Origin of the sequence: Paenibacillus terrae, from assembly GCF_005217525.1 — a bacterium.
Taxonomy (GTDB): domain Bacteria; phylum Bacillota; class Bacilli; order Paenibacillales; family Paenibacillaceae; genus Paenibacillus; species Paenibacillus terrae_C.
Genome location: NZ_PNXQ01000018.1, coordinates 37,209 through 63,042 on the forward strand (window position 1 = coordinate 37,209; position 25,834 = coordinate 63,042).

The 25,834-nt window shown below is 46.9% G+C and carries 18 protein-coding genes and 3 pseudogenes; 6 read left to right on the forward strand and 15 right to left on the reverse strand.

The genetic code is table 11. The annotated features are described in order from the left end of the window. A pseudogene (locus C1I60_RS26050) lies at positions 1 to 769 on the reverse strand (WIAG-tail domain); the annotation flags it as partial. Between the two features lie 188 nt (positions 770 to 957). On the opposite strand from C1I60_RS26050, the gene fabV reads away from it, so the two are divergent. Together fabV and C1I60_RS23565 are read left to right on the forward strand one after the other, a co-directional pair. Further along, entirely contained in the window at positions 958 to 2,145 is a 1,188-nt protein-coding gene (fabV, locus tag C1I60_RS23560) for an enoyl-ACP reductase FabV (protein ID WP_137063935.1), read from the forward strand. Between the two features lie 257 nt (positions 2,146 to 2,402). Beyond that, positions 2,403 to 2,555: a DUF1540 domain-containing protein gene (locus C1I60_RS23565; RefSeq protein WP_137063936.1), complete on the forward strand. Its 153-nt coding sequence runs from the start codon at positions 2,403 to 2,405 to the stop codon at positions 2,553 to 2,555. A gap of 75 nt (positions 2,556 to 2,630) precedes the next feature. On the opposite strand, the gene brfA is transcribed toward C1I60_RS23565, so the two are convergent. The 6 genes and pseudogenes from brfA to C1I60_RS23595 form a co-directional block, all read right to left on the reverse strand. After that, on the reverse strand, positions 2,631 to 2,891 hold the full coding sequence (brfA, locus tag C1I60_RS23570; protein ID WP_137063937.1) for a ribosome rescue factor BrfA: 261 nt from the start codon (positions 2,889 to 2,891) through the stop codon (positions 2,631 to 2,633). 93 nt (positions 2,892 to 2,984) lie between these two features. Continuing rightward, positions 2,985 to 3,356, reverse strand: coding sequence for a DUF4190 domain-containing protein (locus C1I60_RS23575; RefSeq protein ID WP_137063938.1), 372 nt, complete (start codon positions 3,354 to 3,356; stop codon positions 2,985 to 2,987). Positions 3,357 to 3,735: 379 nt separating this feature from the next. Continuing rightward, positions 3,736 to 3,834: pseudogene (locus C1I60_RS25030) on the reverse strand (DNA-binding protein); the annotation flags it as partial. Positions 3,835 to 4,133: 299 nt separating this feature from the next. After that, positions 4,134 to 5,096 carry an alpha/beta fold hydrolase gene (locus C1I60_RS23585; RefSeq protein ID WP_434784430.1) on the reverse strand — a complete coding sequence of 321 codons (963 nt, stop codon included), beginning with the start codon at positions 5,094 to 5,096 and terminating at the stop codon, positions 4,134 to 4,136. Between the two features lie 225 nt (positions 5,097 to 5,321). Beyond that, the gene (locus C1I60_RS23590; RefSeq protein ID WP_137063940.1) at positions 5,322 to 6,689 is read right to left on the reverse strand and encodes a sensor histidine kinase; all 1,368 of its coding nucleotides are present in this window, start codon (positions 6,687 to 6,689) and stop codon (positions 5,322 to 5,324) included. After that, a complete protein-coding gene (locus C1I60_RS23595; protein WP_137063941.1) occupies positions 6,686 to 7,360 on the reverse strand; it encodes a response regulator transcription factor in 675 nt (224 codons plus the stop codon). Before C1I60_RS23595 ends, C1I60_RS23590 begins: the two co-directional genes overlap by 4 nt. A 1,015-nt stretch (positions 7,361 to 8,375) precedes the next feature. Between C1I60_RS23595 and C1I60_RS26495 the strand changes: the two are divergent. Continuing rightward, positions 8,376 to 8,564: pseudogene (locus tag C1I60_RS26495) on the forward strand (site-specific integrase); the annotation flags it as partial. 166 nt (positions 8,565 to 8,730) lie between these two features. Next, positions 8,731 to 9,318 carry a hypothetical protein gene (locus tag C1I60_RS23605; RefSeq protein ID WP_137063942.1) on the forward strand — a complete coding sequence of 196 codons (588 nt, stop codon included), beginning with the start codon at positions 8,731 to 8,733 and terminating at the stop codon, positions 9,316 to 9,318. A gap of 17 nt (positions 9,319 to 9,335) precedes the next feature. Here the strand turns inward: C1I60_RS23605 and lpdD are convergent, their stop codons facing one another. From lpdD to C1I60_RS23630, 5 genes are all read right to left on the reverse strand, one after another. Continuing rightward, positions 9,336 to 9,686 carry a prenylated flavin chaperone LpdD gene (lpdD, locus tag C1I60_RS23610; RefSeq protein WP_137063943.1) on the reverse strand — a complete coding sequence of 117 codons (351 nt, stop codon included), beginning with the start codon at positions 9,684 to 9,686 and terminating at the stop codon, positions 9,336 to 9,338. A 182-nt stretch (positions 9,687 to 9,868) separates the two neighbouring features. Beyond that, complete coding sequence (locus C1I60_RS23615) at positions 9,869 to 15,373, reverse strand: S8 family serine peptidase (protein ID WP_137063944.1); 5,505 nt, start codon at positions 15,371 to 15,373, stop codon at positions 9,869 to 9,871. Positions 15,374 to 15,978: 605 nt separating this feature from the next. Further along, the gene (locus tag C1I60_RS23620) at positions 15,979 to 17,589 is read right to left on the reverse strand and encodes a S8 family serine peptidase (RefSeq protein ID WP_137063945.1); all 1,611 of its coding nucleotides are present in this window, start codon (positions 17,587 to 17,589) and stop codon (positions 15,979 to 15,981) included. A 599-nt stretch (positions 17,590 to 18,188) separates the two neighbouring features. Further along, the gene (locus tag C1I60_RS23625; RefSeq protein ID WP_137063946.1) at positions 18,189 to 19,973 is read right to left on the reverse strand and encodes a SulP family inorganic anion transporter; all 1,785 of its coding nucleotides are present in this window, start codon (positions 19,971 to 19,973) and stop codon (positions 18,189 to 18,191) included. A 30-nt stretch (positions 19,974 to 20,003) separates the two neighbouring features. Further along, positions 20,004 to 20,333: an ArsR/SmtB family transcription factor gene (locus tag C1I60_RS23630; RefSeq protein WP_014282840.1), complete on the reverse strand. Its 330-nt coding sequence runs from the start codon at positions 20,331 to 20,333 to the stop codon at positions 20,004 to 20,006. A 550-nt stretch (positions 20,334 to 20,883) separates the two neighbouring features. Between C1I60_RS23630 and C1I60_RS23635 the strand changes: the two genes are divergently transcribed. Next, positions 20,884 to 22,341 (forward strand): RtcB family protein, encoded by a 1,458-nt coding sequence (locus tag C1I60_RS23635; protein WP_137063947.1) that lies wholly within the window; start codon positions 20,884 to 20,886, stop codon positions 22,339 to 22,341. Next, positions 22,342 to 23,622, forward strand: coding sequence for an AAA family ATPase (locus C1I60_RS23640; RefSeq protein WP_137063948.1), 1,281 nt, complete (start codon positions 22,342 to 22,344; stop codon positions 23,620 to 23,622). A gap of 78 nt (positions 23,623 to 23,700) precedes the next feature. Here C1I60_RS23640 and C1I60_RS23645 read toward each other — a convergent pair whose 3' ends face one another. The 3 genes from C1I60_RS23645 to C1I60_RS23655 all read right to left on the reverse strand — a co-directional run. Continuing rightward, complete coding sequence (locus C1I60_RS23645) at positions 23,701 to 24,450, reverse strand: amino acid ABC transporter ATP-binding protein (RefSeq protein ID WP_137063949.1); 750 nt, start codon at positions 24,448 to 24,450, stop codon at positions 23,701 to 23,703. A 14-nt stretch (positions 24,451 to 24,464) separates the two neighbouring features. Beyond that, a complete protein-coding gene (locus C1I60_RS23650; protein ID WP_044647250.1) occupies positions 24,465 to 25,133 on the reverse strand; it encodes an amino acid ABC transporter permease in 669 nt (222 codons plus the stop codon). Positions 25,134 to 25,207: 74 nt separating this feature from the next. Continuing rightward, positions 25,208 to 25,834: amino acid ABC transporter substrate-binding protein (locus C1I60_RS23655; protein WP_252361856.1), on the reverse strand; the 627-nt coding region annotated here is incomplete at its 5' end.

Sequence of the window (25,834 nt, forward strand, 5' to 3'; positions counted from 1 at the left end):
CCTGATCCTGCAGCATTTCCGAAGACACAATCCATTGCTTAAAGTGTCGGCTTTCAATCGAGCCGTTCGCGATATGATCGCTGCTGATAATCTTATCGGCCAGCTTTTCCGGGGTGATGCTGCCATCGCGAAGCTTCTCACCGCCAATGGAACGATCCTGCAACTTGCTGCCTGCCACCGATGCGTCCGACAGATGCTCCACCGTAATGGAATCCGGGGCAATTTTCGAAGAAGTTACTGCACCGTCAGCTATTTTAATGGTATGAACAGCATAATCCGCCAGAGTTTCCGTTTGGATGCTCTCTTGCTTCATCTTGCTGGCATCTATGGAGGCGGGAGCGATCTTCTCACCGGTTACAGCCAGATCACTCAAATCGTCTGTATAGATGAAAGCATTGTTTACATGCGGTGCCTTTTTATTATTCAAAATTTCTTCGACGTCAATCGCTTCAGACGGTGGCTCAGACAGGGGCTCAGGCTCTTCGGGCACATCCATCAATACTTGAGTTTCCTCTGCTTCACCTTCACCTTCACCTTCACCTATAGCCTCGTACTCAATTGGAATTTCAGGCTCTGCAATGATCTGTTGCTCCGGCTCCTCTATCGTTGGGGGAGGCGGAGAAGCAACCTGATGAAGTGTCGCTTCTGTTTCCCTCTCCGCAGGCTGTGGCTTCAAGCGCTGTATCATACTTAATTCATTCATATCCGGGTCAATTACACGATAGAGCGGCTTTTTGCTTCTGGTGGTTTTTCGGCTCTTGTTCTTCAAGCAGCTCTCTCCCTTCTCATATTTATCGTTACGGCATCATATGCAGCCTCTTAGGCACTTGCCACCCTGCATACGGGATTCACTTTTGCCCAAATAAGGGTCTATAAAATCCACGTTTGAAAAAAAATTGTTAAAAGTTAAAATAGTAAGGGTGAAGATTGCTACAAGAAGAGAGGAATTACAATAATATGATTATCAAACCAAGAACACGCGGCTTTATCTGCACCACTGCTCATCCGGTGGGGTGTGCCCAACATGTTCAAGAGCAAATTAACTATGTACAAGCCCGTCCAGCTATCGAGGGACCTCGCAATGTGCTTGTGATCGGGGCATCTGCCGGATATGGCCTGGCTTCCCGCATTACGGCTGCATTTGGAGCGCGGGCCAATACCATCGGCGTATACCGTCCCAGTAATGCTACTGCTACACGGACAGCATCGGCAGGCTGGTACAATTCCGCAGCATTCGAAAAAGCTGCTCAAGAAGCAGGGCTTAAATCCTTTAGCGTGACAGGGGATGCCTTCTCGGATGAAATCAAAGCCAAAACGGTGGAAGTCATTCGCAAAGAGCTGGGGCAAGTCGATTTGGTCGTTTACAGCGTCGCCTCCGGTCGTCGCACGAATCCCCGTACAGGCGAAACGTTTAATTCCGTGCTCAAACCTATCGGCAAGCCATACACAAATAAAACAGTCAACTTCCACACTGGCGAAGTGAGCAGCGTTACACTGGAACCTGCAACAGAAGAAGAAGTACAGGCGACTGTAGAGGTTATGGGCGGCGAGGACTGGCAGTTGTGGATCGAAGCCTTGCGTGAGGGCGGTGTGCTGGCTGATTCTGCGACCACCTTCTCCTTTTCGTATATCGGTTCAGATATTACCCAGGCCGTCTATAGAGAAGGCACGATCGGAAGTGCAAAAGATCATCTGGAAGCCACTGCACAACAGTTGAACGATCAGTTGAAAGCCACAGGCGGACGCGCCTTCATTGCAGTCACCAAAGGACTGGTCACTCAATCCAGCTCTGCGATCCCGGTCGTACCTCTGTATATTTCCGCTTTGTACAAGGTAATGAAGGAAAAAGGATTACATGAAGGCTGCGTGGAGCAGAGCTACCGTCTGTTTTCCGAGCGTCTATATGCCCCAGAAACTGCTGTGGATGAGGAAGGACGTATTCGCATTGATGATTGGGAGCTACGTGAAGACGTGCAGGCTGAGGTAGCGAAAATATGGAACGAGCTGACAACAGACAATATCTACGAGTTGTCCGATCTTGAGGGATATCGTAGCGAATTTTTCAAACTTTTCGGTTTTGAGTTCGAGGGTGTGGACTATGAGGCCGACATTGATCCGATCGTGGATATTTCTGCCGTTCGCTAAGTCGTTTTAGTTTCGTTGTTATTATTATGTTAGGAAAGCAAAAAGCTGTTCTCCGACAGATGAGTATTCCGCTCTGCGTGGAGGACAGCAAAAAGAAGCAAACATTGCAATTTTAAGATTCATTTGATATTGTACAAATAGGCACAGCAAAATCCCTCTTCGTAATAAGAGGGTAATCACAATTGGACAAGTCCTACCTTGCCAAACTGTATTTATTTGCTTAGCCTGCACATTCAACTCAAAAGGAGATGAACAACATGGCAAAAGACGTTATGTGTGAAGTGAACTCATGTACACACTGGGCTCAAGAAAATAAATGTAGCGCAAGCTCCATTTATATCGTAAGCAACAGACCTACAGACACTCACACGTCCGAAGAAACGGACTGCAAAACCTTTGAAGCAAAATAAGACAGGTCATTTCTGCAAAAAAATATTGGTTACCCTAAAGGAGCCCCTGATCGGGTTCCTTTTTCTTTTTACAGTTTAGCAAGAATGATAATTATTATCAAGTCCTTTTTTAACAATGAAGGACAAATATATTATGGAAAATAAAAAAGAAGCGTCGCTCTGAACGATTCGCTTCTTGTGCTTGATTCTTTGTAATTGTTCCTGCTTGGTTGGCTTCATTCGCACATGCTGCGATATCTCGCCATAATGACCATTTGTTTTGCGGCTCTGTGCAGAGCAGTAGTTTCCGGCGCGCTTTGCCTTTCTTAGCGCTTTTTGTGTTTGAGTACGTGCCATATGACCTTCACTCTCCTTGATTGGACTCCATCCATCATAGCATCCGGGACCCCAATCGTGAAGAGCGCAAGTGTATGGTGCTCACTCATATCATTAAATGTCGGAAAAAGGATTGGTCTCGCCACTTGCGGCTGCTATAACAAAAACAACGATTATGAAAATAATGATCAATGCATAGATCAGTGTTCCGATAATGCTACACACCAATCCGGCAATAGCCATACCCCTGCCTTGTTCGCCATGACGGTTAATTTCCTTCAGGGAAAGACTGGACAAAATGATACCGATGATGCCGATAATGAACCCCAGATAGGGAATGACGACAGCTAGAATACCGAGCACCATCGAAGCAACAGCTTTACTGTTTGTAGGCGGAAGCTGTGGGGGCGGATTAAATGGGGCGTTATAACCATTCGTCTCCTGAAAAGGATCGGACGATTGGGGGTCTTTGTATAAATTACTCATTTGTCTGATTCAGCTCCAATATGTAAAATAGCAATATATACGTTCTAGGGTACCACAATCTTACAAATCAGGACAGTACTTATTTCAAAAAATGATGGTTATCTTTTAAAGCCATATGCAATTCTGATTAAAGTTCACAATACATTTCACCGCAATACGTCTGTACTTAATTGTCGAGATCATTGGCTTTATAATAAAATGTAGTCAAGAAGCTCATAATAAAAAAGAACAAGGATGCGCTAACCATCCTTACTCTTTGGCAACTGTCGCTTTGAAGAGCGGTCGGCAGTAGGTTCAATCGGGGAAATAGATCCGTTTACCTTTCGACGGGGTGATCTATTTCTTTTTGTTTTGGTTCAATGCAATAACAAGCGTGGCTTTCCGCAATCTCAAATAGTTTGGGCGAATAGAGAAGATTGTCCATGATGGCTCCCACCACTCGCCAGATCGGATCCAGCTTGTCCAACTCCGCACAACGCTAGGCTCAAACTCTCTTGTTAGAGGACCAGATCGTATCTACAGCTTATACTATGACAATTATATATAACATCAATTCTGAATGCAGCTTGTATGATTTAATTGAAAATTAAAAGAAATGCGGGTTTTGTGAACAAGGAAGAGACGAAAATTATCGTTAGCCGATGTCCCTGCCTGTTGTTGTCTCTACTTTTATAACTACCAGTAATTTCAGTCTTAACTCAAACAGCGCGCACCGATTGAGTATCGGCACGCGCTGGCTGCGTAGCTTTTTTTATCTGGGTGCCTTTTTCAGTGCACTTATTTTATTTCTTTCATAAAGCTCCTGAAGTTTTCAGCGATTTCCTTTGATTTGGTATGGTGTAAATAATGTTCTCCTTCAAGTGTCATTACTTTTCCATGAACAGAATCTTTGACTTGCTCTTCATGTAGTGGTATCCATCTTTCCACATCTGTATTATTTGCTTGTATAAAGAAAATAAGGGGCAGATTTTTTGGGAATGTTAAATTTTTAGCTGCTTTAAAATTAGGATAAATATGTTCCATTTCGTTTGAGGTGCTGGAATTATACATGTTTTTGAGAGAAAGAATTCTCATTTGTTCTTTTGTTTCATCATCATATGGTAGTCCAGCATATGGGTCACCAGTTAGTTTCATTACCAATCTGGCTAAACCTGATTTTTTGAGAAATTTAAACGTTTTTATTGGTAATTCAGCATCCATACCACCTTGTGTTGGAACACTGCTATCAATCCCGACAAAAGCACTCACTTCGTTTTCATATTTGTTCACATAATCCAGACCGTAAATACCTGCAATGGAATGACCCATTAGAATATATCGGTCAATTTTAAGACTCTGTAAAGCTTCATGAATTTCACTTACAATATTCTCTGTGTTTCGTTCCTTTTCGGTTAGATCACTTAATCCATAACCAAAAGGCTCAATAACGACGACTTTGTAAAATGGAGATAGCTCTTCTACTAGCGGCTTAAAATCAAGTGCTGGTGCTGCTGTTCCATAACCTGGTAGTAACACGACGGTCTCTTCGCCTTTTCCTTGAATCAAAACATTCATTTTTTTTCCATCTACAGGTACGAACTGACCATAGGATTGTATTTTTCCTTGCTCTGATTTGCTGCTGATAATATTAACTGTATAAACAACGGCTAGAAAAAGCACGATTGCTAGAATTATTGTTCCTATTATTTTAAGCAAAATGCTTCGTCCTTTATTTGTTCTCGTTCCATTCCTCGTTTTCATTACCTCTCTTCGTTTCACGCTCAACTTCCCCTGTCCTTCATCTGTTTGTTGGGCTACTTAACGAGCCGCTAATGAAAGCTTAACCAAAGAAGATGTACTCCCTATGACGACAATATGAACGGAGTATGAACAAGCAAAAAAAATGCTACGTCGTCACATGTAAGGAAGCTGCACATAATGCTGTATCATGGAAATGCGGTTTAGATAATCCGAATGATCCCCTAACTAATCTGGTGGCGTTGTGATTGGCAAGGTGACAATGACGGTCGTTCCTTGGCCGGGTTCACTTTCCACTCGAATGTCGCCTTGATGAAGCGATACGATCTGTTTAACGATGGCGAGTCCCATACCGCTACCGCCATATTTACGACTGTGGGAACGATCAGCTTTAAAAAATCGCTCGAATATACGCTTCTGGTCTTCAATGGAAATACCAATGCCCGTATCGGATATTCGGACTGTTACGTTTTTGATATCTTGCTTGATGCTGACGTTAATAACGCCGCCATCCTTGGAAAATTTGATGCTATTACCGAGTATGTTCGTCCATACCTGGTTTAATTGATCTTGATCCGCCAATAGGCGAACGGTCTTCATATTGAGCTCGAAACGGATGTTGCGAGCCGACCATTGCGGCTGGATCGCGACGATGACGCGTCTGATCTGTTCATCAAGGCTGAACGTGACCAGCCGCATCTGCTGTGACTGCGATTCAAGCAAACTCAGCTTTAGCAGGCTATCGCTCATCTTGGACATCCGATCTGCTTCCGCGATGATGATATCGAGATAACGGCTTCGCTCGTTATCTGCTATGTCTACTTGCTTGAGTGCTATTGCATAACCGGATATCGAGGTGAGCGGTGACTGAACTTCATGCGACACATTCGTGACGAACTCCCTACGCATCTGCTCAAGCTGCTGTAGATCATGCATCATTTCTTCAAAGCTGCGAGCCAAAGTACCTAGCTCACCCTTTTGCTTAATATTCAGCTTGACGTTGAAATCTCCAACTGCTATACGTCTGGTCGCTTTTGTCAGCTTTTTGATCGGTCTAACTAGGAATATAGAGGCAACCAAAATCAATAGGCTTCCTGTTACCAACGAATAGGTCAAAAAAGTAAATAACCATTTTTGGGTAAAAGAGGCGGAAGGATACATAAGCGGCTCCACAAACATCGCTTTCATTCCCATTTCCGTTTTCAACCTCAGTCCCAAGAGGTTCGTTGAAACACTACTCGGATTAACTTGAACAACTTTTCCACCCAATACTTTCCTTACTTGATCCATCGTCACAGTAGCAGGATTTTGTCCGTTAAGCGTTCCGTAAGACTGGAACTGCCCCGTTTCATCGAAAATTCGAATATAATAGGAATCGAGTTGTTTCATTCCACTTACGAATAAGTCCGCTTCACGTAACGGAATGGTTTCGTAAACCCGGACAATGTCCTGACCAAAGTTAAATAAGGTGGTTTGCAAATTTTCGTTCAATTTCTCTTCAAACACCCAAAATGTTACAAAAAAAGCAATGATCGTGCCCGCGAGGACGGAGACCAGAAATGTCAGGACAACACGTGTATATAAGGATCTGATCATTCGTAAACCTCAAGCCGGTAGCCAAGCCCACGCACCGTCTCGATACGAAAATCGGGTGTAGTTGCGAACCGTTCGCGCAGGCGTTTAATATGTACGTCTATCGTTCGATCATCTCCAGCGTAATCGATCCCCCAAATTTGATCGATCAACTGCTCGCGCGTATACACTTGTCCAGGTGTTCCAGCGAGCTTATACAGCAATTCGAACTCCTTGAGCGGCAACGTGAGCGACTCTGTCCCTCTCATCACCTTATAGGTCTGCCGATCAAGGATGACGTTGCCGAACTGGATCGTCTGCGTGGTGCCAATCCGATAGCGTTTCAGCAGTGCTCTGACCCGAACTGTCAATTCAAGTGGATCAAACGGTTTCGTCAAATAATCATCTGTTCCAAGTTCGAAACCTTTCACTTTCTCCCATGTTTCGCCTCTCGCAGTCAGCATAAGTAAGGGAAGATCAGGATTGGCTCTTCTGAGCTCCTTGCATAACGTCCAACCATCCATTATCGGCATCATAATATCGAGCACGACAAGATCGACATGCGTTGTGGCGTAGACGGTCAGTGCTTCCTTGCCGTCTGCGGCTTCGGCTGTTGCGAATCCGTCGTTGCGTAGAAATAAACAGACGAGTTCGCGAATGTTGGCATCGTCGTCAGCAACCAGTATAGTAGGCATTCGTTTCCTCTTTCCCTGTTTTCCTTCCCCATATTGAAGTAACATTATACTATAAATAAAATTGAATCGCTCCTATTCTTCCTATAATTTCACAGTGTTATACCTCCCGGTATCCGTAGGCCTCAGAGCCCTCATCATGGCTGACAAGGCGCGGAATTCTTCTGAGGTTTTTGTTCAATAATTTTCTCTTCGTTACCAAAATCGAATCTTTACCAATACCCAAAGGGCGGAATGCTCATCATTTGTCATAAGGACACTCCTGTTAATTAAAAACACCCTACTAGCATTAATCCAGCAGGGTGTTACTGTTCAGCTTATAAAGACTTTGATTAACCGCACGAATCCAGTCCTCATAAATTCTAGTCGTTTAATAAATGGATTAACAGCTTCTTTATTAATCGCGTAAATGGCCTTATTGACAAGTTATTCGATTTCTTGAAATTCTTCAATAGTTAAATTTCTTTTAGTATGCATCCTTCCACCCTCTATAAGTCAATTTTGAATAAACGAATATCCTTCGGCCTCTGGGGCTAAAGCCAGTAATAATAACCATTCACAATAGCATCTGTCGATTACTCAGGAATTAAAACACTGGACGACTAACTTCCTTACCTGAAATATATACGAACGAGTTGACCATTGCTGTTTATATATTTTATGACAAGGATGTTGCCGATTGATTCAAGGTCTTGAAAATTCTTATTCGTAATTGTTATTCATTTATAAGAATCACCTAATGACCCATCATAAATCTCTCTGCATAAATCAAATCATACTGGTCTGAATATTCCCATACATTAACAAATCCTGATGTGAAGAATAAGCAAAACGGCAATATCACTATAAATACAACAAATAGAACCTCATTAGGCGAACTCTTAACAGGCCCACCACCTATACGTTCAATCATTGAATCCCCTCAAATTCTATAGTATGTATCAGATTCATATTGTCAATGAGTCTACTATCTTAACAATACTGGCGTCAGGATCAACAATAATTCTCCTCTTTGATTACATCAGCTTCGTTGATGCTGTCCATTGGGATACATCCAAAAGTTGTTTCCGAAAGATTGGGACATAGTAGTGTAGTTATTACATTGGATACTTATTCACATTTGTTAAAAAATATACAGTCAGATGCAGCAGAAGGATTAACCAATTTATTAAATAGGAATACGATAGAAATACCAGAAAAGAACTGAAGAAGAATTCCGTAACCAGAAGCGTGACCAAGCAATCTAGAAATAGTGAATTGTAAGAAAAAACATTGATACATAAACACTTTTCGAGGTGATCGGGCATATAGTATTTTACCTATTACTGATAAAATGCGCTCCCTGAGAGCATCCTGCTAAGGAGGTCGGAGCTATGGTATATCGTGCAACATCCCGCAGAAGGGGTTCGCCTCACAAACGCTTAAATGCTGACATGCTCAAGAAAATATCTGCTGCCATGCTGCCATTTTACAAGGCCATTGCCACCCGTCGTGCTTTTGCCGTCCAATGGTCACGAGCTGTGGTGCATGGCAATTTGGATCGGATGAAGGTCCTTCTCTGCTCGGTAGCGCCATTTGCTGCCAAGCAAGGACTAGGCACGAACGGTATCGGCTATTTTATCTCCTTCTTGGCCCATCCACCAATGCTGTATTATACAAACGGAACGACGATTCCACCCGGTACAGTGCAGTTTACATTTGAGCCGAGGGTTCACCGCGCCATCGCCAGAGCCGTTTTTCCGTTGTATCTCGAATTGGCACGCAATCGATGCTTTGCTTCTGCTTTAGCCAAAGCCATCAACCAAAAAGACCAGCGTGCGGTTACTCTGATGATCCGCAGCTTGATTCCATCCACTGCACTGAAATCCGTACAAATCGAGGATCACGGCTTTGCGTTGCTTTTTAAGTATCCTTACAGTAAATATCCATACCGAAATCTACTCACTCAGGAGTTTTCTTAAAAAGGTCGCTACAGTCGTTACAGACGTTTTTGCTTGAGTTGATCGATCAGCTCTTTACCCAATTGTATAGCCATGTTCGTCAACAATCGGATCTCGTCCTTCGTTACATGGTCCATATGCGCCCCGCAGCAAATTGCAAAGTTACCCGCAAACTCTTTTCGCAAACGAACGGCAATTTCTTCGGTAATATAAAACTCCTTGTGGGCTTGCAATTGAACGGTTTGGATCGGCTCCAGTCTGGCGCCTGCTGTAATCGTTCCCAGATGGGGCTGATCGCCGCCGGAAATAAGTACGACTATGTCCTCTCCCATAAAATAGGCATCCAGCACAAGGCGGATACGCCCGCTTTCTTTTTGCAAATGAATCATACGATTCTCTCCCACCTTAAAAAAATAATATTGTGAATAGATTCACTTTATATGTTTCTATTCATTCTATCTCTTCCAGACCTGTTCCACAATTCAAAAATGACCCACAGCAGACCTCCGTAAATGGTGGCTTGCTGTGGGTCTTCTGTTGTTATTTTAAAAGAAACATTCCATGCACCTGATTAACGGATCGTGATGGTATGCGCAGCTTTACCGCTTGCGCCATTATTATCTGTCACCGTCAACTCCACGGTATACGTTCCGGCTGTAGTAAATTTATGCTTTACCTTGGAACCGGACGCTGTATCGCCATCGCCGAAGTTCCAGCTATAGCTGACGATTTCGCCGTCTACATCACGTGAAGCTTTTCCGTTAAACTGAACGTTCTTGTTCTTCTTAGCTGAATCATTCGCCTGAATGATCGCAACTGGTTTCTCGTTAGAGGTTGGTGGATTCGGATCAGGATCCTGCCCTCCACCCTTCGTTACATACAATCTTCCAGGTGCTTCCCCCTCCACTTCATTTCCTGCTGCATCCCTTACCCGGATCACAATCACTCCGCCTTCCAAACTCAGAGAAGAGGAAGTGAAGTAAGTTCCTTCATAATGACCTGACGAAGTTTCGTTTAATGGAATTTCGTTTCGGGCCAAGGTGGTCAGATTGAAAGGCAATTCCACACGAAAGGATGCTTCCAATCCAGACGCACTGTCGAAGGATACCTGCACCGGTTGCCCTGGAGTGATACGCACATCCTCAGCAGGACTAATGTTTTCCAGCTTCGGCAAGGCTGTATTGACATACACCGAACGGGTAACCGTAGTTATGTTCTCCGCAAGATCTTTCGCAGTCACCGTAATCTGATTTTCTCCTTCATTGATGAGTAGACGTTTGTTAAAGCTGCCGTCGCTTCCAAATTCGGCTGGCTCCCCGTTAATCGTCAAGTCGGTGAGGAACTCGTCGTACACCGTACCTGTTACACTGACGACACCCGCGTTTGTACGGGCTCCTTCATCTGGCGAAGTCAAGATCAGACCCGGTTTAGTCTGGTCAAGTATGACGACCACAGGCTCGGAACGATCTGTTACTTTGCCGTATACCGCCGCCTGAACACTCAGTGGATTGGCACCCGGCTGAAGATCGACCGCCAGACTGAACTGGCGATCCTTCACCTTGGTTGTGCCAGCCAGTTCCTTACCGTTAAAGAGCTGGATGTCCGCCCCGTCTGCCGGGGAAGTACCTGTAACGGTAATTGTCTCTTCCTTCGTATACGTTGCCTTGGTCGGTGTTGTAATCGTTGGCGCATTAACCGGATATCTGACGATCGCCCGGATCATGTAATTGCCCTCAGCCTCCGGTGATTGGCTCCATGCGCCGCTTACACCTTGCCAGCTACGAAGCGCATTGGGTCCACTCTCGTCTGTAGCAAGACCCGGAGACTGCGTGCCTGCGCTTGGCTGCGTATAGACGATATAAAAATCGCCTTGAACCGTTACGGGTTCAGGGAATTGTACCGTCGTCCACTGTGTTTCATCCCGAACGGCTGTGCCGTCAAATGGACCAGCCAGCAGACGTCCCGGTGCTCCTGCCGCACCAGAGGCATCATAGACGGAGTATTGGAACGCCGTTCCTCCCGGATTCGGGAAGGCTGAGTTCCAGAACAGAAGTGATGCGCCTGTCACTTGAGCCACTTCCGACTCAGGTGTCATTCGGACTGCCCAAGAGTTGCCTGCCGCGTTAAAAGCTCTGGCATTTTCTCCGGTACCGTCATCATAAGCGATGCCCCCCTGGAAGCCGATGAAAGGCTTCAATGTGACGTTCGCTTCCACACTGCCGTTCGGAGGTGCTGTGACCGTGACACTGTCGCTGTAATAATTTTCTGCTGCAATGGATAATGTATATGTCCCTTCCAGCACATCCAGCGTAAATTCTCCAGCCTCATTGGTTTCTACCGGAGCAATGCGTGCATCCTCCAGCACAAGCACTTTCGCTTTTCGGATCGGTTCACCGGATTGCTTATCGGTAATGACTCCGTGAATCGTACCATGAGGTACCGCTTGGAGACTAAAGTTCGCCCTGACTACTTTATTATTCTCAATCGTGACCTGCTTCGTTTGAGGCTCATAGCCATAGGCTTCAGCCTTCAGCGTATAATTGCCAGCTATGTGAATAAAGCTGTATTTACCTGTGGTCGGATCGGTTTTCACCGAACGTCCGGTTTCCAGTACGGTAACTGTGGCGCTGGCAGGAAGACTTTCGAGACCGACACGTCCACTGTCCACCGTTGCTTCCGTCGGCTTCACTTTTTCCTGGAATTCACTCTTTTCGGTGCTTGTAATTTTGTACAGCGGGAATTGTTCTTCCGCTTTTTCCAGTTTGATATTCGACTCAGGTACTACATCCTTGGTCACTGTCGAAGCTGGAATGCCTAGCACACGGAAATCGTCAATGTACCAGCCGTTTTTGTTCACACTGTTATCCGATTTCAAGCGGAAGCGAATTTGAATCTCATTGCCGGTATAGCTATCCAGATTGTAGTAAACCGGAGTCCATTTTTTCCCATTGGTGTTATGAGAGAATTTGCCCAGCTCGGTCCAGGTGTCGCCATTATTTTTGGACACTTCCACATAACCGAAGTCATAGCCGGACTCAATTTCAAACCAGTGGTTGAAGGTAAGTGTTGCATTCCGCACACCATTCAAATTAATTTTTGGAGAAACCAGCGAAAAGTCAGCTCCGCTCTCATAGTTACTATCGAGATCGGTTGCCCATACGTTTGGTCTGGATACTGCACTTTCTGGTCCCACTTCTTTGGGGATGCCACGTTCCCATTCATCCTTGGTACCAGAATGAGTCCAGCCGTTATCCGAGCTGCCGTCAAATGAATCGCTATACAGCGTATCTGGCACTTCTACTCTCAGTGAAGCCTCATTCGACTTGGCTCCCTCGTTACCACTGTAATCCTCGGCCGCCACTGCATAATGATAGGTCGAGCCGCTGACCGTGATCGTATCAGTGAAGGTCAGTCCAGAGGTTGTACCCAAGGAAGTGTAATTTTTGCCCGATTGGGTGGAGCGATACACTTTGTACTGCTTCACATCTTCATCGGAGGAAGCATTCCAGGCCAGCGAGACGTTGCCGACTGTATCCGCTTCGGCAGTCAGATTGCTTGGCGCGGCAGGTGCAACGGTATCCGGTTCCTGAATCGACAGATCGTCGATATACCAGCCATCTTTTACAATCGTATTATCACTTGTAAAGTTGAACAGAAGGTATACCTTCTGACCTGCAAATGCTCGCAGATCGAGATATTGTGTTTTCCAGCCGTTGCTGGTGCCTGTAAATGATAATACCTGCTCAAATGCATTCTGATTGTTGGTGGTGGCTACATATACTTTGCCGAAATCAGAATTGTTTTCGATATCGTACCAATGCTTGAAGCTGAGCAATGCCCCTTTGGGACTGTTGGTCAGATCAATCGGAGGAGCGAGGAAATAGCTGTTAGAGTTGGACGCATATTTGCCTTCGAGATTGGTCGCAAGGACCTTCGTTCCCGAATGTGCGCTTCCGGGGCCACTTACCGGGGTTCCCCATTTCCAAACACTACCCTGTCCACCGACATTGATACCAGCAATATCCTTTTCAAAATCCTGTGTATAGCCAGGTTTGACGCCTTTGGAGACATTAACCTTGTACACTTCGGTTTCAAAACCGTTATTGCCGTAATCATTCACACGAATATAGTATTCCAGACCGGCGCTATCCACCAAGAAAGTCGGGATGGACGCTTGATATGTACCGTCTTTGCTGTCGCCGGAGGTCCGTTCCAACGGAATATATACATAGTTTGACGTACCCGCTGTTTTGGCAAAGGCCTCAACTGCTGTCACCCCGACATTATCCGTTACATGAGCAGTCAGAGGTATGTCAATGCCCTCGAATGCCGCAGCAGACGGTGTATGCTCCAGAACAGGCGCTTCCAGATCATCTCCACCTGTTACAACTTTACCGGATACGGAGCCCAAGCCTTGGACGACAGAGCCGACTGCATCCAATGCATTAATGACACCATGTCCGTAGCCATTGTTCGGAGAGGTCGGATATGTGCTATCCGTGCGTGGTGTAGCTGTATTTTCCAGAATTTCTTCCAGTTGATCCACAGTAAGCGAATGATTCGCTTGCAGCAACAGAGCCGCAAGTCCCGCGACATGAGGGCCCGCCATGGAAGTTCCATTATATCCGCCTTTATAAACACCGCCAGCAACGGATGATCGAATATTTACACCCGGTGCAGAAACTTCGGGCTTCACTTCGCCATATGGCGACGGTCCCAGCAGTGAGAAGCTGGCCAGCTTGTCATTAAGATCGGTTGCTCCAGTGGCAAAGGATTCCGGATAGTTAGCCGGATTCGCTACCGATCCAGGACCGCCCGGATTGGAAAGGGAAGTATTACCTGCGGAGAATTCAGGGAATATCTGTGCATCCCGCCATGCTTGAACCACAGGTCGGAACCATTCATCGAGGCCGGGTCCGCCGCCCCACGAATTGTTCACCACGTCCGGTGCAAGCTCGGGATGAAGATTGCCTTGGGCATCCCTTGGCGCAAGCAGCCATTGGCCGCCGTCGAGTATAATTGCATCCGTCGTTTCCGGATTAAAAATCCGAACGGCAATCCACTTCGCGCCAGGCGCAACGCCGACCCGGTTCGTTCCATTTTCCTCGGAGCCGACCATCGTTCCCATCGTATGCGTACCGTGGGAATCCGCTTCCTGATCGACCGGCAACGTCGCATGACTATGCGGATCGTACCAGCTCAGCTCGGGATTCACGACATTGCCTGCCGCGTCCAGACCGCGCCATTTGCGATGCAGGGCCGGATGAGTATAGTCTACGCCTGTATCGAGATTGGCCACAACGATTCCGGTTCCGTCGATTCCTTGTTCCCATACTTGGGGTGCATTAATATGTGATATATTCCATTCCACGGTAGATGGGTCTACAGCGTTCTTACCTGCATTGCCGGGCTTCGCCGATGTTTTACTATCGTCCTTTTCCAGCTCTATAGCTTTCTCTGCGGTTGCAGATTTTGCCGTGTCTACTGTCGCTGTTTCAGCAGTTTTGGCGGCTGTCCCCTCTGCCTGCTTGTCAACCGTCACCTTTTGCAGATAACGTGTTTCATTCGGCAAAATTTTGTCTACCTCAGGCAACTGCGAAATATGGTCCAGCACCTCCTTGGTACTGGTGACCGCCAGGGCATTGACAATAAAGTAGCTTTTATATTCCTTTACTCCACCGCTCTCCGATTGCTTATCCAAATAATTTTCAAGCCCATATTGGGTTCTTGAAGCGGTTTCACGCAGAGAGCTGATCACATTGCTGCGGACAGCCATTTTGGCGGCAGAGGGTGTTATTTTCTCAAACGAGGCCTTTTGGAGAGCATTTTTGGAAACCTTGTTTGTGTCTACCTGTTCTTTTAATTTGACCAGATAAGTTACATAGCTGTTCTCCTCAAACTGTTTGGTCAGTTTAGGGGATACCTTCGCGGTCGTTACCTTGTGCGAGCCTGATTTTAGCTCCAGCTTGGAGCCATCCGGTGTGTTATTCGCCAAAGCAGGTTGAACAAAAGAAAAGGCCATAAGCAAAGATAGTCCAATAGATAGTGGTTTTTTGAATCGTTTAGATTTAATCAATTACTTCTCCACTCCTTTTACTAGGTTTAATATTTCTGGTATAACCTGTACAAGAGTAAGACCTCATGCCTTGCACATCAAACCTACGGGCTGCACAGCATGATAGGGTTGGCAACCACCTCCTTCATAGAGTATAGAGGTCAGCATTTTACATCATTCGATCCCTAACGCTCGAAAGTACAATTTGAAATCGCTCTTGGGATTGTTGCAAAATGCTCATGTATAAAACGATTTGGATTTTCTTAGGTGAGTTTATTTCATAGGTGAGTTTGCGAATCCAAAAATAGCAAGCGGTGAAATTCAGCAGATACCAAGAAGAATAAGCAGGAGAATGTCGAAGAGAGAACATGTTATATCATTACATTTTATATTAAAAATTGATATAAAAACATATATTATGGATAGTATAAAGTTATCAAAACAGATATACAAGTGATTTTTTTGCAATTTCCTTGAAATTTATAATTTTTGTATTTTCTATGTACGAAAACCCCTTTGTAGCGGCTGCGTTAATGTTGCATTACACGGTTAGCAGGTGTATACAATCTCTGGACGAGCCGCTCCAAGGGATTTCCGAAGTCTTTCTAAAGCACAATCAGATCATTCTAGTTAAGTACCGAATTGACCGCAGCCAACGCGTCGATCAGGCCATATCCATAGCCGTTATTCGGTGAAGTTTTATATTGGCTGTCTGTCAGCGGCGTTGCTGTTTTCGAAATAACATCCTCCAGTTGATCCACTGTCAAGGATGGCTTGGCCTGGAGCAGCAATGCCGCTAATCCGGCTGTATGCGGGCCTGCCATGGATGTACCGTTCCAGCCCCCCTCATATACTCCGCCAGGAACAGAGGAACGGATGTTTACGCCAGGAGCCGATATTTCAGGCTTCACTTCGCCATATGGAGAAGGACCACGCAACGAGAAGCTCGCCAGCTTGTTGTTAACATCAGTCGCTCCTGTGGCATAGGCTTCCGGCAGATTCGCCGGATTAGCTACAGACCCAGGTCCGCCCGGATTTGATAGTGTCGTGTTGCCTGCGGAGAACTCAGGGAAAATCTGAGCCGCTCTCCACGCCTTGGTGACTGGACGATACCATTCATCCAGACCAGGTCCGCCGCCCCAAGAGTTATTCACCACATCCGGCGCAAGCTCAGGATGCTTCTTGCCATTTTTGTCTACTGGAGCCAGCAACCATTGGCCTCCGTCCAGCAGGATGGAGTCTGTCGTTGACGGGTTGAATACCCGTACGGCAATCCATTTAGCACCGGGAGCAACACCGATTTCATTCGTACCGTTACTGTCCGAGCCAACACTCGTCCCCATCGTATGTGTACCATGTCCATCCGAATCTGTTGGCAGTGATGCTCCGTTAACCGCATCATACCAGCTCAGCTCTGGATTAACGACTTGACCGGAAGCATCCAAACCGCGCCATTTTCTTTTCAGCGCCGGGTGAGTGTACTCTACGCCTGTATCGAGATTGGCAACGACAACCCCTTTGCCGTCAATGCCTTTGGCCCAAACCTGTGGTGCTTTGATTTTGGAAATATTCCATTCGGCTTTGCTCGGTGTTACAGCATCCTTATATACGGATTCCTCCACGGATTTTTGTGCATTCTCTTCCGTTACAGTCGTGTCTACAGTAGCTTGTTCGGCTGTCACTTCCTCGACTGCTGGCTGGGCATCCTTATCTATTTCAACCTTTTGCAGCTCCCGCGTTTCATCCGGTAAAATTTTGTCTACCTCAGGAAGTGTGGCGAGATTATCCAATACCTCCTTGGTACTTGTTACCGCAAGCGCGTTCACGATAAAGTAGCTCTTGTACTTTTTGACGCCTCCGTTATTGACTTCCTTCTTTAAGTATTCTTCCACTGGCTGTTGAGATTTTTCAGCAGTATCTATGAGAGAGTTCACAACCGTTGTACGTACAGAAAGCTTAGCGGCAGCAGGGGATATCTGGTCTGCGGAAGCCTTTTGGAAAGCATGCTTGGCAACCGACTCTGTATCTACCTGATCTTTTAATTTAACCAGATAGGTGACGTACTCGCTGTCACTGAATTGCTGGTTCAGCTTGGCTGAAACCTTGGCGGAAATGGTCGAGGCTCCTGCCGCTGTGGTCGTACTCGCATCTCCGTACACCGGAGAAATCAGAGAAAAAGCAAGAATAGCAGTAAAACTAGCCGATAACGTCTTTTTGATATTTTTCGACTTAATCAATACTTTCCATCTCCCTTTACTTGGTTTTGTGATTCTCAAGAACAACCTGCCGACAGCCGCATGAAAAGCTCACAAAATAGCCTTTGGCCCTCACCTCCTTCAAAAAATATAGATTCTAGCATGGAATCCATAGGTCATGATTCTGTGGTGAACAAGCAAAGGGGCAGGACTGGAAGAAATAGCCATCCGGTGTGGGACAAAGGTGGCCACTGATGCTCGTACAGCACCATTCTGCCTACTTCGTTCCCATGTAAATTTTTAAAATTCAGCTTATATCGCTTTGGAAAAAGTAAGAGAAAAACGTGAAGAAAAAGTAGGGTAGGAAGCTAGAAGTTATCGAGGGGTTTAATATCTGTGCATTAAAATCCAAATTAAAACAAAAGAATGATACAAATGGTATCTTTTGAATCTAGTATAATGTCATAAAAACAGATATACAAGCATTTTTTTGAATTTTTTCCCTTTTTCTTTGAAAAAACAAAAAAACTCTTTCGTTTTTACGAGCAGGTGCTACTCTTGGGGGGTGCACTGCTAATCGTAAAAATAAAAGAGATTTTTCGGCAGTCGTTCTGCACTCCAATAGAAGAGTCCAGAGAGGGCTATCTGCCGCTGTTTACTGGTATGGGAACCGAAACGGCTCCATCCGAAATGGATGGCTTTGGTAGTGCTTGCGATCTGCCGCATAGAGCAGCGCATTCCCGAAAAGCCATTTGGCTGCACCCGCGACATGTATCCCGATCCACCAGTGCAATGGCTGCTGTGAGGGCTTCTCCTGTATGCTCGAAAAAATGCTCGTGTCCGATCATGTCGTAGCATCCGGTTTTGTGAAGTAATGCCTGCGGCTGCGGCTGGAGGCCGGAAACAAGCACCGTTCCACCGGATTTACGATATTTCTGAATCAATGCGGTAAAGTTAGACTCTCCTGTCATATCCATAAAAGGAACCTTACCCATACGTAGCAGCAAAATTCCTTGCTGGCGGTTAGCCTGACCTCCCATCCCCGAATTTTCCAATGCCGAAGCGGCACCAAAAAATAGAGGGCCTTCCACACTATAGATCGCTACCTGCGGGCAATCATGCTGCTCTGTAACCATATGCGCGCGGACTTTTTCATGCTTGACAGAAGGATCGGGCAATACCTTATCCACTGAAAGTGCACTGCTCATACGCTTGACGAACAGCACAACGGCCAGAATCAGACCTACTTCAACAGCCGTGGTCAGCGTCGTAAATACCGTCAGCAAAAAGGTGACAACCAGTACGATAGAGTCTGCTGTCCGTGTCTTGAGAATGTGTGCAAAATGTTTGCGCTCGCTCATATTCCAGGCGACCACCATCAACACCGGAGCCATACTCGCCAACGGAATATTGGATGCATACGGAGCAAAAACCACCAGAATGAGCAGTACAACCAAGCCGTGTACAATACCCGACATGGGAGAAACGGCACCACTGCGGATATTTGTGGCTGTGCGCGCAATCGCCCCCGTCGCAGGAATGCCGCCAAACAGGGGTGTAAGCAAGTTGGCAACACCCTGTCCGACCAGCTCACGATTGCTGTTATGCCGGGCTCCTGTCATGCCGTCCGCAACCACCGCCGAAAGCAGGGATTCGATAGCTCCCAGCATTGCGATGACAAGTGCGGGCGGCAGCAGCTTCACAATCAGATCCCAGGTCACGCTTGGAACATGCAGCTCAGGCAGAGATGCCGGAATTGCCCCGTATGCGGAGCCGATCGTTGCCACCTGACCCGGAAAAAACCAGGCTGCCACCAGCGTGGATAAGAGCAGGCCAACGAGTGAACCGGGTACCTTGGGCCATTTTTTAGGCACCAGAATGAGGGCGGCAAGACAGATACCCGCCGTTAGAATACTGTACACATTCAGTGAAGGCAGGCGATGGATCAGCTCTGCCATAGAAGGCAGAAACGTTTCATGCCGCTCTACTCCGCGTAAGCCGAGAAAGTTAGCAATCTGGCCGCTGAAAATCGTCACGGCAATGCCCGCCGTAAAGCCAATCGTTACCGGCTTGGGGATGAACTTAATTAACGCGCCTAGCCTCAGCACGCCCATTAAGATGAGCATAAACCCCGCCATAAAACCGGCTATGAGCAAATTTTCATAACCGTACTGCATGACAATAGCCAGCAAAATAGGAATAAAAGCGCCCGTAGGTCCGCCAATCTGAAATTTGGACCCTCCTAACAGTGAAACCAAAACTCCTGCCACAATGGTCGTGTACAGCCCGTATTCCGGCTTTACTCCTGATGCAATGGCAAACGCCATGCCGAGCGGAATGGCCACAATTGCCACGATACTTCCGGAAATCAGGTCCTTTCGCAAAGCTCCTGCGTTATATCCCTCGAACCTTCCCATCCACTTCATCCTCTGTAACCCTTCTTTTCTGTAGTAGCATTACTTCTCGTTCCGTATACCCTCCAGCAACGAGATCGCTTCGACCAGATGATTGTCAAAAATTTGCCGCGCCACCGCAAGCAGTTCCGTCAAGAGCGGGTCCCGCAACGAGTAAACGACCGTGGTGCCTTCCTTGATGCTGCTCACCAAATTTTTGGCGCGCAACACGGCCAACTGCTGCGATACGGCAGAGCCTTCGGAACCGAGCGCAGTCTGTAGCTCATTTACGTTCCGCTCCCCTTCACTCAACACCTCCAGAATGCGGATGCGCAGAGGGTGAGCCAATGCTTTAAAAAAGTCGGCCTTAAATTTCTGGAGATCGCCTTCCATGCTTGCTCCGTCCCCCTCACAAAAATTGTTCTGTAAACCATCAACAATCTCTGAATATTTGAATATTTAGACAGTAACAGGTTTGGGTCATTTGAACTATGATTTAACTCACACCTCACCGTGATTAAAGTCACATCTTTCCATTCTCCCTCTTTTCAGGGTTGACAGCTTCCACAGGTTTCCATTAACATAGCAATTAACTTTAGGAAAAGGGGGCCGACAGACATGACTGAGCTTTACATGATGGTGACAGACAGGCAGCATGACAAAACCATATATATGAATTTTCGTCTCATCGGCCCCGTTCGGGCGACATGATGGGTGACATCACGCTGTCTGACAGCGTGATTAACCAGGCTTTTTTCTGTATTTAATGCTATTGGAAGGACAGGTTATTTTACGTATGAATGATGTATAGATCATGGCGTGTAATGACACTTTCGGTGCAGGAAGCCGTAGACGACAAGTCTGCGGCTTTTTTTATTTTCTTTTTAAAGCTTAATTTGTATGTCATTTTTGATTTACATGAAGAAGGGAACTATCCAACGATATGAATATACAACACACAACAGACTCGTTCTTAGAAAAGGGACCTTACAGCCATCTTATGAAGCTTCCGGCTGGCGATTTGACCGTATATGCTTCTCAGCAGCTTTTCTCCTCACTGGATTACAAGGTGTTCGAGATGGCTAATAACAATTTACAAATTCCTGGTATCCGCTATATGGGCTATACTCCAGATGTACATGTAGGCATCGGAACCTGCATCGGTACGACTGCGGTATGGGGAATGGAGGACGGCTATGTATCTCCCTCCATCGTCGGCAGCGATATCGGCTGCGGCATGCGTGTACACCTGACGAATTTGCACAAGGATGCCTTGAAGGAAACCAAGCTGCGCCGCAAGCTGGTCAAGACCATTGATAAATATTTGCCAATGGAAGCCCACCAGCGGGGACATTATTCAGATATCCGGCTGGAGCATATTGTACGCAAGGGCCTGCATGGATTGCCCAATAAATATATTCCAGACAGCTACACGCCTAAAAAATCAACCTCACTCACCCATGTAGAGCACACTAAATTCTCATTTGATGAAGAGGTACTTAATCTCGTCGAAGATCGCACGTGGCACCGGGCTCACCGACAGCTTGGCACGCTGGGTGGAGGCAATCATTTCGTTGAAATTCAGGCGATTGAGATTGCCGAGCACAACCGTGAAATAGCCGAAGCCTGGGGAATGTTCGACGGTCAGGTTGCCGTCATGGTCCACTCCGGATCACGTGCCTGGGGTGGAGCGGTCAGCCAAACCAGCTCGTCTGCCATTGCCAAAGCAATGGGTCGCCTTGGGCTTGGCACCTCTGATCCAAGGTTGGTATTTGCCCCTCTGGAGCATCCCGAAGCTGCGCATTACATCAATATGATGTACTCGGCGCTGAACTATGCGGTGGTAAACCGACATTTGATCGCTTTTTCCGTACGTGAAGCCTTCCGTGATGTCTTTGGCACAAAGTGCGAGTTGCGCACCTTGTACGATCTGATGCACAATTATGGTTGGGAGGAATCCCACCCGGATCACGGTAATGTGTTTGTGCATCGTAAAGGGGCTACCCGCGCTCTTCCAGCCGGACATCCCGACAATCCAAAACCTTACCGGGAAACAGGACATCCGGCCTTGATTCCCGGTTCTATGGGGACGTCCTCCTATATTATGGTCGGCCTGCCGGGCGGACAGGATAACTTCCACTCCATTTGCCATGGAGCAGGCCGTATCCGTTCACGCTCTGCGACCAAACGGCTCGTAAGTGTGGACGATTTTGCCGGAGCACTTGGTGTAGGGACAGACGACGAGATTGTGGTCAATCAGTCATCGCTGGAAAGCATTCTCGACGAATCTCCCCAAGCCTACAAAAATGTAGATGATATTATTGAAAGTGTCACCGGGGCAGGACTCGCAGCCGTTGTAGCCAAATGCAAGCCGCTGGCCGCCCTGAAAGGAGCAAAATAATTGAGTATAGACATCCCAGCTATTTACGAATTTGATGAACGTACGGATGGGCGTATTACCGGCTATGCCGCTTATGCCCGTCTGATCGACGGCATCAGTGAGGCCCTATATAACCGCTATGGCGTAAAATATGAGCTGTATGCCAGCGACGATCCCAATATTGAGTATTGGGACTTGCTGGAGGAGGACATTCGTTCAGGCAGCCTGGATCTGGAGCATGTGGCACGGGTCTTTGATCGCTTGGAGGAACGTACCATCCAATATGACGATGACGGGCCCACTCCAGAATACGGCGTGCACCTGTCGATGCGTAATAATGTATTCGCCTATCCCAAATGGGGCATCGCGCTGGCGCGGGTTCCCTTTTTCCGTGAGAATGGCGTATACAATGAAGATTACGTATTTGCGACAGGCGATCAGGAACTGCAAGGCTTCCTTGCAGGCGTACGCGGGCGTGAACGCAAGCAGAACATGAAACGGGTCACCGTCTTTACTGACACAAGCCGCGGATTATCCCGGCAGGCGGAGCCTATTACCCGTGCCATTACGCGGGATGACGTTATTTTGAAAGCGGAAATCAAGCGGGATATTTTCCGTTCACTCGATCAGTTTTTTGAAGCAGATCGTACCTTCTATCAGACTTATAATATTCCTTACAAACGCGGTATTCTGCTGTATGGCCATCCGGGCAACGGGAAAACAACGCTTGTTAAATCTATTGCGAGCAGCGTACCGGGTCCGGCCGCCTATTGGCAAATTACGGAGTATACAACCAGTGAATCGGTCAAAGAGGTATTCGAGGCGGCTACCCGTCTGGCTCCGATGGTGCTGGTCATTGAGGATATTGATTCCATGCCGCAGGAGGTTCGTTCCTTTTTCCTGAATACGCTTGATGGTGCTACTTCCAAGGAGGGTATCTTCCTGATCGGAACGACCAATTATCCCGAAAAAATTGATCCGGGTCTGATGAATCGGGCGGGTCGTTTCGATCGCGCCTATGAAATCAGTCTGCCGGACGAAGCACTGCGATTAGCGTATCTCAAGCTGCGCAACTTCCTTGTTTTTGCAGGAGAGACAGGTACACAGAAGGCGGCAGCGATGACTGACGGCTTCTCCCTGGCTCAGCTCGGAGAACTGTATGTCAGCACTGCACTGGAATGGCACGAGCAGGGAAAAGCAGATATTGAGCTAATCATTAAAGGTATGCGAGGCGAGCTGGATAAGAGCCGCAAGCAGGACTGGTTAAAAAATGTAGCCGAAGGACGCGTTGGATTCTTCTAAATCATCATAAAAAGGAAGAACCTCTGATGCCCATAATGGCGCATTTAGAGGTTCTTCTTTTTTCCAGCTTCGTTTTTATTATGTTTCCCCGCTTAGACGATTCAAAAACTGAACAGCCCGTGAACTGGTGGGCTGCTCCAGAACCTCATGTGGCGTCCCCTGTTCAACGATCACACCCTGATCCATCAAAATCACATGGTCCGCCACCTCAGCCGCAAATTTCATTTCATGGGTGACAATGACCATGGTCATGCCTTCGGCAGCCAGTTGCTTCATAACTTTAAGCACCTCACCTACCAGTTCGGGGTCAAGTGCAGAGGTCGGCTCATCGAATAACAGCACCTCAGGCTCCACAGCCATTGCCCGGGCAATACCTACCCGTTGCTGCTGTCCGCCCGACAACTGATGGGGATAGGATTCCGCTTTGTCCGCCAGTCCCACCTTTTTAAGCAGCTCCAATCCGCGTTTGCGTGCCTCGTCCTTGTTTTTCTTTTGAACGGTGACTTGGCCCTCCATTACGTTTTGAACTGCTGTCATATGCGGGAACAGGTTGTAGGATTGAAACACCATACCCGTTCGCTTGCGCAGCGCCAAGATGCTTTCCTGCCGCAGCTTCGTTCCTTTGGCAAAATTCAGTGCAATATCCCCCACCTGAATCTCACCCTGATCGGGAACCTCCAGCAAATTCAGACAGCGCAAAAGCGTTGTTTTACCAGAGCCGGACGGGCCGATGATCACCAGCACCTTCCCTTTATCCAACGTCACATTAACACCCTTCAGCACTTGCAGCGAGCCGAACGATTTGTGTATATTCCGAATTTGGATCACCGGTACAATCTCCTTTATCTGACGGAAAAACGGCTAAGCCGCTTCTCCAGGTAATTTTGCAGCACGGTCAATACGGTGCTAAACAGCAGATAAATAACCCCCGCCTCGGTATACACCAATAACGGCTCATACGTGGTGGCTACAATCTGGTTAGCTGTTCTGAACATTTCCACATAGGTGATCGTCGCAGCTAGCGAAGTATCCTTGACCAAACTGATGAAAGAATTCGCTAACGGCGGTACGGACACACGGGCTGCTTGCGGAAGCACGATACGTCGCAGCACTTGCCAGCGCGTCATCCCCAAGGAGTATCCCGCCTCCCACTGGCCTTCCTGAATGGATATAATTGCCGCACGCATAATTTCCGAGCCATAAGCCCCCACGCTGAGCGTAAAACCGATCACTGAAGCTATAAAAGGGTCCAGCGTAATGCCAACTGAGGGCAAGCCGTAGAAAATAATATACAACTGCACCAGCAACGGTGTTCCACGAATCACCCACACATAGAAGCCGGAAATCAGCTTGAGTATTTTCCATTTGGACAGTCGAGCCAACGCCGTAACCAGTGCCAGTATCAAGCCCAGAGCAAAAGAGATAAGTGTGAGCGGAATCGTAAAAGAAACCCCTGCTTTCAGCAGAGGCAGTAATGAATCGATAATAATTTGTATCTGGCGATCATCCATTGTGCAGACATCCTTTAAAAAGATAAGTTTGCGAAAGTCCGGTTCGACATGGCGAGACTCCGGTTATTCGGGTGTTATTTGGATACGTCGGCTCCAAAATATTTCTCAGAAATTTTCAGGTACGTACCGTCAGCCTTCATGTCAGCCAGCGCTTTGTTAACTTCCTTGATCAAGTCTTCGCTACCTTTATTAAAAACAGCCGCGCTGTGTGAAGCATCTGGAGATTCATCTACCTTTTTGATGGGGGCATCAGGCTTTTGCTTCTTCAAATCAAGATAGGACAAACCATCATTGACGGTCGCATCGACCCTTTTGGATGTCAGGAGACCAATCGCCTGATCGAATCCATCCGTTGCCACAATTTCCGCGCCATTGCTCTTCGCGATTTGAGTCAGGTTGCTGGTCAGGGATTGCCCGGCCTTTTTACCTTTCAGATCAGCAAACTTTTTGATGTCATTATTATCTTCGCTCACGATCAGCACTGCCTTGGAGACAATGTATGGATCGGAGAAATCGTATTTTTGCTTGCGTTCATCTGTAATGGACACTTCATTGAACACCGTGTCAAACCGTTTGGAGTTCAATCCCGCGAATATACCATCCCATTGCGTTTCGATAAACTCCGGCTGTACGCCCAGACGCTTACTTACTTCAGTTGCAATATCAACGTCGAAGCCTGTCAGCTTACCAGCAGCATCATG